Annotated in this window: 9 protein-coding genes, 1 tRNA gene and 1 pseudogene; 5 read left to right on the top strand and 6 right to left on the bottom strand. The window is 44.1% G+C overall.

The genetic code is table 11. From position 1 onward, the window contains the following. Window positions 1–229, bottom strand: a pseudogene (locus F6K52_RS25295) (sorbosone dehydrogenase family protein); the annotation flags it as partial. A gap of 308 nt (window positions 230–537) precedes the next feature. Between F6K52_RS25295 and F6K52_RS25300 the strand changes: the two are divergent. Beyond that, the gene (locus F6K52_RS25300; RefSeq protein WP_293084583.1) at window positions 538–684 is read left to right on the top strand and encodes a chlorophyll a/b-binding protein; all 147 of its coding nucleotides are present in this window, start codon (window positions 538–540) and stop codon (window positions 682–684) included. A 244-nt stretch (window positions 685–928) separates the two neighbouring features. Here the strand turns inward: F6K52_RS25300 and F6K52_RS25305 are convergent, their stop codons facing one another. The 4 genes from F6K52_RS25305 to F6K52_RS25320 all read right to left on the bottom strand — a co-directional run bounded on the left by F6K52_RS25305 (window position 929) and on the right by F6K52_RS25320 (window position 4,750). Next, window positions 929–1,747, bottom strand: coding sequence for a phytoene/squalene synthase family protein (locus F6K52_RS25305; protein ID WP_293084588.1), 819 nt, complete (start codon window positions 1,745–1,747; stop codon window positions 929–931). A 379-nt stretch (window positions 1,748–2,126) separates the two neighbouring features. Next, window positions 2,127–3,668, bottom strand: a complete 1,542-nt coding sequence (gene purH / locus F6K52_RS25310; protein WP_293084592.1) for a bifunctional phosphoribosylaminoimidazolecarboxamide formyltransferase/IMP cyclohydrolase — start codon at window positions 3,666–3,668, stop codon at window positions 2,127–2,129. A 298-nt stretch (window positions 3,669–3,966) separates the two neighbouring features. Continuing rightward, window positions 3,967–4,092 carry a photosystem I reaction center subunit IX gene (gene psaJ, locus F6K52_RS25315; protein WP_293084597.1) on the bottom strand — a complete coding sequence of 42 codons (126 nt, stop codon included), beginning with the start codon at window positions 4,090–4,092 and terminating at the stop codon, window positions 3,967–3,969. A 163-nt stretch (window positions 4,093–4,255) separates the two neighbouring features. Further along, the gene (locus F6K52_RS25320) at window positions 4,256–4,750 is read right to left on the bottom strand and encodes a Photosystem I reaction center subunit III (RefSeq protein WP_293084602.1); all 495 of its coding nucleotides are present in this window, start codon (window positions 4,748–4,750) and stop codon (window positions 4,256–4,258) included. Between the two features lie 152 nt (window positions 4,751–4,902). Between F6K52_RS25320 and tsaD the strand changes: the two genes are divergently transcribed. Further along, window positions 4,903–5,949: a tRNA (adenosine(37)-N6)-threonylcarbamoyltransferase complex transferase subunit TsaD gene (gene tsaD / locus F6K52_RS25325; protein WP_293084607.1), complete on the top strand. Its 1,047-nt coding sequence runs from the start codon at window positions 4,903–4,905 to the stop codon at window positions 5,947–5,949. Window positions 5,950–6,183: 234 nt separating this feature from the next. Here tsaD and F6K52_RS25330 read toward each other — a convergent pair. Continuing rightward, window positions 6,184–6,257, bottom strand: a tRNA-Pro gene (locus tag F6K52_RS25330). A gap of 131 nt (window positions 6,258–6,388) precedes the next feature. Here F6K52_RS25330 and lipA point away from each other — a divergent pair. The 3 genes from lipA to F6K52_RS25345 all read left to right on the top strand — a co-directional run. Continuing rightward, entirely contained in the window at window positions 6,389–7,258 is an 870-nt protein-coding gene (gene lipA / locus F6K52_RS25335; protein ID WP_293084611.1) for a lipoyl synthase, read from the top strand. 48 nt (window positions 7,259–7,306) lie between these two features. After that, window positions 7,307–8,218, top strand: coding sequence for an NAD(P)H-dependent glycerol-3-phosphate dehydrogenase (locus tag F6K52_RS25340; RefSeq protein WP_293084615.1), 912 nt, complete (start codon window positions 7,307–7,309; stop codon window positions 8,216–8,218). Window positions 8,219–9,218: 1,000 nt separating this feature from the next. Next, a partial coding sequence (locus F6K52_RS25345; RefSeq protein WP_293084618.1) for a sigma-70 family RNA polymerase sigma factor occupies window positions 9,219–10,080 on the top strand: 862 nt, incomplete at its 3' end.

Consider the following 10,080-nt stretch of genomic DNA (forward strand, 5'->3'; position numbering starts at 1 on the left):
TCGGCAGGGTAATTTGAATCGGTTGGGGTGTCAGGGGTTTCGTATCGATTAGGGTTTTTGTGGATAAAGCATTTGTTTGTATAGGTGCCTGAGCAATTTGGGGAGATTGCTCAGACGAGGACTTTTGTACAATCGGTGCCGCAGGTACTTGAGTTGAGGTGCTGGTTGAACCACAGGCTACTACCGTAGTCATCAGCAGTTGCAGGATCAGGAAACGTGGGGAGTTCATGGTCACGAGCACAGGGTGATTTGGGATTGATCTTAACTGACCAAGTAGCAATCCAAGGTATTAGTTGATTGCGGTTGCAAGTTATCCGGTTGCAGGTTGGCCACGGGTGCGCGTTCAACCTTCAACCTGTTCTTCAACCTGTTAACCCTCAACCCTATCTCCCCATAGCCTCCAGTTATCCCTAGTTCAGGCAAAGCGTATCATATACCATATTTTTGGAAAAACTATATAAATAAATGTTGCAAACATTTCCAAAATAGGTTAACTTATATTACAGAAGCTAACAAAGAGCTAGGAGATCTATAACAATGACTCAAGAGCAAGAATCTAAGTTCGGTTTCACTAACTTTTCTGAAACCTGGAATGGGCGTTTGGCAATGCTTGGTTTCGCCATTGGCTTGGCTACTGAGTTGCTGACTGGTAACGGCATTCTCGAACAACTAGGTCTGATGTAATCGACCATAATCACTTGGGCGCACGGTGTGCGCCCCTAGAGTTGATTTGTGTTCTACTCAATATTGGAAGCAATATCGCAAGCGCTATACTTGCATTTCTGACAAAGATTGCGATCGCAGTCCCTGAAAGCCTTACACAATCTAGGGTTTACCCCCATTGAAGCTCAGCAATAAAAACAACAGTGTGTTGCTCTTTAGCGATCGCTTAACTATTCCTAATAAAATAGAACACTTTTATACCGATCTACTTAGTTGTTAATTCCTCAACAATACCCATCACTGCACTGCGGGTTAGTTTAGATTGTCCGAGGGCTAAAACATCAAGGGTTGCATGAGCTAATGCTAGGGGAATTTGGCAAAAATTTCTGGCTGGACTATTCTTGATCAGAGCATTGGTGTAAGCATCAGCTAAAGAGAGATTTCTCCGAGCATATTTATGTAGCTCTTCTTCGCTCCAGCCGTTGGGGAAAAAATCCACTTGCCTTGTCAAATCTTCAGAGCGGTTACGTAGAATGTTGACTGCTTGTAAACCCCGACCAAAACCAACTGCATAACTACGGTTAGTTTGGGTACCATCATACCAAGCCCATAAATCAGAAAGTAACAATCCTACAGACCCGGCAACGCTATAAGTATAAGCATCCAAATCCATTTCTGTATTAATTTCCCAACCGCATTCAGCCCAAGCTGCCATTCGATCTGCCATAGCTGCGCTAGCTTCCCAAATGCGAGGTGCAATGGTTTCCGGTGCTAGCATTGCCCATTCACCAATCCGAATGCTTACTTCTGGAAGTGGCTGTTCGTGCTTACTCAAAGCTAAAGATAATTCCGAGGCACTGAATCCATTACCTATACCTTGTAGACCGAAACTAATTTTTCGCAACAGTGAAGCCTTGGTAGGGTTATCAAGCTCAAAATTATCTTCAATTTCGTCAATTGCACGCATACACAAGTATGCAGAAGCAACAGATTCTTGTAACCCTCCTGGTAAGCAACTAATTGGAATGTAGAAAGTTCGACTAGTTTCTTTTAGAATTCCTAAGGCATCTTTACATAGTTGCATAACTTTACCATTCTCATCACCACTTTATAGTATTATATGCCTAAATTTTAAAAGATAAATACTCATCAATATTGAATTTATATTTATTTTTTCTCAAGAGGACTTACGAAGTTTAGTTGGTTTCGCCCCCTTAAGCACTTCAGGTGTGTTTCAAAATACAAGAAGTTAACGATTTTGGGTGATAGGGGTTTGGGTAAATACGGAAATAGGGAATACAACGTGCATTTACTGAAAACTAAGCCAATAAGCGTCTTTGACACCTGACTATTTAGTCGCCTTCAATCAACTGAAATGACTAACAATGCGTGATTCAGACCAAAATTAGTGTTCGATAAATTTGGTCCGAATCACAACTATTTCTTCTTGATAATGTAAATAACTAATGTAAAAAGTGGCGCATACCGGTGAGCACCATTACTAATCCCAGTTCATCTGCTGCCTTAATCGAGTCTTGATCTCGTAAACTACCACCCGGTTGCACAATTGCCTCAATCCCCGCTTTAGCGGCTGTCCGCACTGAGTCATCGAAGGGGAAGAATCCATCACTAGCAAGGATCGCGTTTTTGCTATTTTCCCCAGCCTGTTCTAAGGCTATATTGACTGCACCGACCCGATTCATTTGACCAGCACCCACACCTAAGGTTGTGCGATCGCGTGTCACGACAATGGCATTAGATTTAACATGCTTACACACCTTCCAAGCAAATAATAATTCTGCCATTTGGTCAGGAGTAGGTTGCTTTTGGGTCACCACTTGCCAATTCTCAGGATTATCCATAGCATCATCCGCAGCTTGTACCAGAAACCCCCCTGCAATAGCTTTCACCGTTTGCTTTGCTCCGGTCTGTAAGTCTGGTAATAGCAACACCCTTAGCTTCGACTTAGCACTGAGAATTTCTTGAGCTTCTGGTTCACAGCCTGGTGCGACTACACATTCTAAGAAAGTTTTCTTTAACGCCACAGCTGTAGCAGCATCAATGGGTTGATTTAATGCCACAATTCCACCGAAGGCAGAAATAGAGTCAGCATTGAATGCCTTCTCATAGGCTTCGGAGAGGGTTTCTGCCAAGGCTACCCCACAAGGATTGGTGTGTTTGAGAATTGCTGCGGCTGGAGTGTCAGTAAATTCATTAATGATCCGCCGTGCAGCTTCTAAATCCACCAGGTTGTTGTAACTGAGTTCCTTACCCTGAAGTTTAGTGGCTGCAGCCCAACCTGTGGGAACCGTTCCGGATTGATACCACGATGCCGGTTGATGGGGATTCTCGCCATAGCGTAGAGATTGGCGCTGTTGTCCAGATAAGGTAAATCGTTTTGGTAGGGACACTGGATCTTCGTACCCGATCAGGTAGGATGCGATCGCATGGTCATAGGCAGCAGTATGACCAAAAACCTCTATAGCGCAAGCCTGACGGAATTCGATTGATGGTTGATTTCCATTCTGGCTTAACTCCTCTAAGTAATCCTGATACTGACTAGGATTACACAGCACTGTCAGGTGAGCATAGTTTTTCGCAGCTGCCCTCAGGAGTGTTGGACCACCGATATCGATAGTTTCAATTGCTTCTGCTAAACTCACGTCCGGTTTAGCAACAGTCTGTTCAAATGGATAGAGATTCACCACCACCAAATCAATGGGACGAATCTGGTTTGTCTCCATTTCTGCCACATCTTCGGGCAAATCTCGCCTTCCCAAAATTCCGCCATGAATTCGTGGATGTAGGGTTTTCACTCTGCCACCCAAAATTTCTGGAAAGCCAGTGTAATCAGACACTTTTGTTACCGGCAAACCTTCTGATTGCAAGGCTTTAGCCGTTCCGCCACTGCTGATTAAATCAAATTCAAATTCTTCTACTAGCTGACGGGCAAAGTCGATTAGTCCAGTTTTGTCAGATACACTCAGCAGTGCCAGATTTGCCATTTCAAACAATTTTACAAAAGGTCAAGGGAATTCTGAATAATTATCAATTCAGAATGCAGAATTACTAGTTGCAAAACTTATGATTCAGCAACTTAATAATTCAGAAATAGTTCAGAAATCTTCGACCCTACTTCTGGATTACGGATTCTGCACTCTGAATTATTTTTGTCAAATTATCAAAAGGTTTTTTAGGGTAAATTTTAATAATTCAGCTAACTCAGATAGGAGCTACAAATTAATTAGCTTACCTACTACTAGTCCGGAATGAATTATTTCAATTTTTACCCATTCTTGCTAATTACAACGGATGGAAAAGTAGATCAGGGAAAAAGCGGTTAAATTCAATCAAAATTCCAGCCGTAACGGTCATCCAAACAGCCAATAACACTGGTGCTAGGGACAAATACTTAACTAAATCCTGCATGGAACATTCTCCTAAAATCGGTAACTATTTTAAGACATTTTGGCACATCAAGATCATGCCCTGTCTATAAAAGCGCGAAAATTTCATTAGCGAGAACGACAATAGTTTTTAGCTAACTTTTTAGTGCTAAAAGCGTTCCCGCGAGGGAGTCTAAGTATGATTGCTAGCGTGGTGAGATAGGAATCTCATTATCTTTAGCAAACATTTCACCAGTGGTGATTTCTTTGAATGCTAATAAAGGCCATGAGGCAGACAATAGCATCTTACTAAATGCCAAGGGCACATCAATGATGACTTCTTTTTGTTCTGGGTTCTTACCCTTTTGAATCGCTTGTAGATAGCTGCGACCTGCCCAGCCAATCCAGCCAGCGATATAAAGGAAGAGTAAGCTAGGAATGAGGAAGTCACCCATATGGGAGAAACGACCATCCACAATCAAGCGGGGATATCCCTCATCACCACAAAGTGCTTGAGAATACCGCTCAAATCGGTTCGCACCGGAATTGGGGTCAGCTGTAGTGTTTACGAACGCAGCCTTCCGGGCTTGAAATGCAGCAGACTCACTACAAGGGGTGAGATGATCCAAAGAAGCAGAGGCTGGGCTGATGGCGCAAAACCACACAGAGACGGCAAAAATTAAAGCTAACAATCGTCGCATAGAAAAGTGTCTCCTTTTGTTAAGAAACAAAAAGTTTTTTGTACAAACCAAAAGATCAAATTATTTGTACACTCAGGCAATCTTACTCTGAGCCGTGTATCTAGTAAAGTTTAATTAACTAAAAGTAGTGTTTCAATAAAGGTCATTGGTGAATGGCTTGTGTTTTAGCAATAGAAACCAGTTGTGATGAAACAGCTGTGGCGATTGTTAAAAATCGTAAATGTTGTAGCAATATTGTTACTTCCCAAATTCCTATGCATCGGCAGTATGGCGGTGTGGTGCCAGAGGTAGCATCCCGTAGCCATTTAGAAACCATCAATCATGCGATCGCGCAAGCCCTAGAAGCAGCTCAACTCGACTGGGGCGCAATTGATGGAATTGCTGCTACCTGCGCTCCCGGCTTAGTGGGCTCTCTACTAGTGGGGGTCACAGCTGCCAAAACCCTGGCCATTGTCCATCACAAACCCTTTGTGGGTGTCCATCATCTAGAAGGTCATATTTACGCTACCTATCTCAGTGAGCCAGAACTAGAACCACCGTTTTTGAGTCTCTTGGTGTCTGGCGGTCACACTAGCTTAATTTATGTCAAAACCTGTGGTAGCTATGAGATACTGGGCACAACCCGTGATGATGCTGCGGGTGAAGCCTTCGATAAGGTAGCACGATTATTAAAGTTAGGTTATCCCGGAGGACCAGCTATAGATAAGTTAGCACGAGAGGGCAACCCTAAAGCCTTTACCTTGCCAGAGGGTAAGATTTCCCTTGCTAGTGGTGGTTATCATCCCTATGACTCCAGTTTTAGCGGCTTAAAGACAGCGGTGCTACGGCTGGTGCAAAAACTGGAACAGGAACACTCAGAAATTCCAGTGACTGACATTGCTGCCAGCTTTCAGGAAACCGTAGTGCGATCGCTTACCAAGCGTACCATTGGTTGTGCTCTCGACTATGGTCTCAACACGATTGCGGTTGGGGGTGGGGTTGCTGCCAATAGTGGATTGAGACAACAGTTACAAGCTAAAGCAACTGAGTATAATTTGCGAGTTATTTTTCCTCCCCTGAAGTTTTGTACCGATAATGCCGCAATGATTGGCTGTGCCGCAACTGACCATTTAAATCAAGGACATACTTCTCCTTTGAATTTGGGAGTGCGATCGCGAATGCCTATCACTAAGGTGATGGAACTTTATTCAGAGGTTTAAGGTTTAAGAGGTTGAACGCGCACGCGTGGCCTTTTGGCCAAGGTTTAAGGTTTAAGGTTTAAGGTTTCAGAGGTTTAAGGTTTCAGAGGTTTAAGGTTGAAGAACCTCTAACCTGCTAACCTGCTAACCTCTAACCTGTAACCTGCTAACCTGTAACCTCTAACCTGTAACCTGCTAACCTGTAACTGGCTAACCTGTAACTGGCTAACCTTGAAAGTTATTGCAAAAGTAAAGTCGGGATGACAGGATTTGAACCTGCGACCCCTTCGTCCCGAACGAAGTGCGCTACCAAACTGCGCTACATCCCGATAAAGCGATAATTTAAGATTTCGTCTATTTTATCATGGCTTAGGGGCAATCCGCCCCTACCTTGCTAGGATCAACATTAAAGTAACGTAACTTAAATACATATATATATATAGTTGGAGTATAACCAAGAGTGGTAGTTAAACCAGAATGGTTGCGAGTCAAAGCGCCCCAATGGCAGCGTGTCGGCAATATTAAAGAAACCTTAAGAGATTTAGATCTCAATACTGTCTGTGAAGAAGCCTCTTGTCCCAATATCGGAGAGTGCTTCAATGCTGGTACCGCCACCTTTTTAATTATGGGACCAGCCTGCACCCGTGCTTGTCCCTACTGCGATATTGACTTTGAGAAAAAACCCAAAGCCCTTGACTCCACTGAACCCACACGCCTAGCGGAAGCTGTGCAGCGCATGGGTCTAAATCATGTGGTTATTACCTCTGTCAACCGGGATGATTTACCCGATGGTGGTGCTGCCCAGTTTGTACAGTGCATTGAAGCTATTCGCCTGGTCTCACCTCATACCACTATTGAGGTTTTAATCCCAGACTTGTGCGGGAACTGGGATGCCCTCGAAACGATTCTTCAAGCCTTACCTGAAGTCCTAAATCACAATACAGAAACAGTACCCCGACTATATCGGAAAGTACGCCCTCAAGGGGATTATCAGCGTTCCCTCGAATTACTGTTGCGGACGCGAAACTTGGCTCCATCGGTTTACAGAAAATCTGGTATAATGGTAGGCTTAGGAGAAACTGATGCAGAAGTCCGGCAAGTCATGGCGGATTTAAGGCAAGTAGACTGCGACATCTTAACTATTGGTCAGTATCTTCAACCCACTCAAAAACACCTAAAAATTTCTGAATTTATAACCCCTAAACAATTTGATACCTGGAAAGAGTATGGTGAATCCCTCGGTTTCCTGCAAGTTGTTTCATCTCCCCTCACCCGCAGTTCCTATCATGCCGAGCAAGTCCGAGAATTAATGGAGCGCTATCCCCGATGAAAGGTTGCATGGTTGCAGGACAATGGAAATTGACAACTAACAATCAAAATGACCAAAATCACTATAATCGGAGCTGGTGTTTGGGGTACAGCCCTCAATAGCCTAGCCTCTAAAAACGGTGATCAGGTTTGTTTGTGGTCCCGTCGGAGTCAGACAAAATTAGCAGATGCTATAAAATCTAGCAGTATTATCTTGTCTGCTGTTTCCATGTCGGGGGTAAATTCTGTAGCGCAACAGCTAAAGGGGTTATCAGTATCTCCTGATGTGATATTGGTCACAGCGACTAAGGGGTTAGATTTCCAAACTACCCGTACTCCCTCTCAAATCTGGCAAGCTGAATTTCCCAACAATCCTGTAGTGGTGCTATCGGGTCCCAATCTTTCCAAAGAAATTAAACAAGAACTCCCAGCCGCTACAGTAGTAGCTAGCACAGATGTAAAAGCAACTGAGATACTACAACAGGTGTTTTCTTCGCCAAATTTCCGAGTTTACACCAATCGAGACCCCCTCGGTGTAGAACTAGGGGGTACCCTCAAAAATGTGATGGCGATCGCATCTGGAAGCTGTGATGCCTTACAACTAGGAACAAATGCCAAAGCAGCTTTGCTAACCCGTGGACTTACAGAAATGATTCGTATTGGTACAGATTGGGGTGCTAAGGTCGAAACATTTTACGGTTTGTCGGGGCTAGGAGATTTACTGGCAACCTGTAGTAGTAGCCTCAGTCGCAATTATCAAGTTGGTTATCAGCTCGCTCAGGGTCATAAACTTTCAGATATTCTGGCCAACTTGGAGGGAACAGCAGAAGGGGTCAACACTACAAAGGTTGTGATCGAACGAGCTAAGCTCAAAAGAATTTCAGTACCCATTACTTATCAAGTCCATCGATTGCTCCTTGGGGAGATTACTCCCCAAGCTGCTGTTGAAGCTCTGATGCTACGAGATACTAAGCCAGAATGATGGTTTGATCTTGAGTGCGAACGCTTCCGGAGTGTAGCGGCTCTGAACGCGCCCCGCGTGGCCTTTGGGCTTAAGAGTATCGCAACGGTAATCAAAAATTTACGGGCACCAGCTAGTATCCCTTCCTCCCTGACTGCGAAAGCTATCCTGCTTTAAAACTCAGATCACAACACTCAAACAAAAAAGTGATGCCGCGCGGTCTTGGGGAGGCAGCGCCGCCAAAGGGGAAGCACTGAATTCGCTACTGCATCAAAAAACTGAGACAAAAATTGAGACATTAATTGAGACATTATTGAGACATTTTGGTATTGTCTATCAGGCATCGTGAAAATATAGAATCTTTAGGGACATGCCACTGCTTGAGCTGAAGTGACTGCATCAATAGATTGTAATCTTTTGTAAATTTTTCTAAAGTTTTGTAATACCATGGCCAATCTGGCAACATAGCTACCTGGCTCTAATATTTGATATCTCTGGTAATTCGGCAATAATTTGGCAATTTTGAACTATGTCTATGCACTTATTCATAAGTTCGTTGTTTCTTCAAACCCATTCCAGCAAAGGATATCCGCAAGTACCTTGGCTACTGCTTAGTCCTTGAGATTAGTCCCTGATAGCCCTAAATAAAATTTTTTCTTGAATTAGCGAGAATCTTTCTGGAATCCCCATGATGCGCACTGTAGATTAATACAGCTTTTGACCAAGGTCTCTATTTACCTATAGAGTTACTTCTAAAATAGCTCAAATCAATAGCTGAAATCAGGAAATCCCGTTCCTTTAGCCATCTATAAACCTTCAGCCCTTACGGGCAAGGTCGGGTGGAGACATCGGGTGAACCGTTAGCTACGGATACTAATAAGGGCTACCAGGGATAACCGGTAAGTCTTGCCGGAAAAAAAATTTTAGTAGCTGTTTCTCCGGTCATCATGGGTGGGAATTCTAGTACTAAGTGTGACAAACACAATTCCGTGTTGTCACTGGTTGTAATCGAGAGATCATTATGCCAGCCACTCCTTTCTATGCCGACACAGAATTAGATCACGAGACTTCTGCCTATAGCTTTGAGCTTAATGGCCCAAGGGACGATGGGGAAGGATCAGTGGATGACTTAGTTGATGTGGAGATTGAGGGTGTAGACGCGGCTAGCTTAACCAAAAATAGCACCCGTCGCACCACCGACTTAGTTCGGTTATATCTCCAGGAAATTGGTCGGGTTCGTCTACTGAGGCGAGATGAGGAAGTCTCGGAAGCTCAAAAAGTTCAGCGCTACATGAAACTACTACGGCTGCGCAATAAGTCGGCTATATCCGAGGATAAAGTCATGGAGCGCTTTGTCCACCTGATTGAAACCCATGATCGTCTAGCGTCCCAGTTAGGTCACCGTCCTTCCTTAGAACGGTGGGCAACGGCTGCAGGAATTGACGTTTCTCAACTGAAGCCGAGTATGTCAGCTGGCAAACTGCGTTGGGCAGAGTTAGCTGAACTAACATCCAAAGAGCTAGAGCAGGTACAAGCTGAAGGGCTCCAAGCTAAGGAACACATGATCAAAGCTAACCTACGTCTAGTAGTGTCAGTAGCGAAGAAGTATCAAAACCGTGGCTTGGAACTCCTAGACTTAATTCAGGAAGGAACTCTGGGATTAGAGCGAGCGGTTGAGAAATTTGACCCGACCAAAGGCTACCGATTTAGCACCTATGCTTACTGGTGGATCCGTCAAGGAATCACCCGGGCGATCGCTACCCAAAGCCGTACCATTCGCCTGCCAGTTCACATTACTGAAAAGCTCAATAAAATCAAAAAAGCCCAACGGAAGATTTCCCAGGAACGTGGGCGCACAGCAACCATTGACGATATTGCTGTGG

The organism is Moorena sp. SIO3H5, assembly GCF_010692395.1.
Lineage (GTDB): Bacteria > Cyanobacteriota > Cyanobacteriia > Cyanobacteriales > Coleofasciculaceae > Moorena.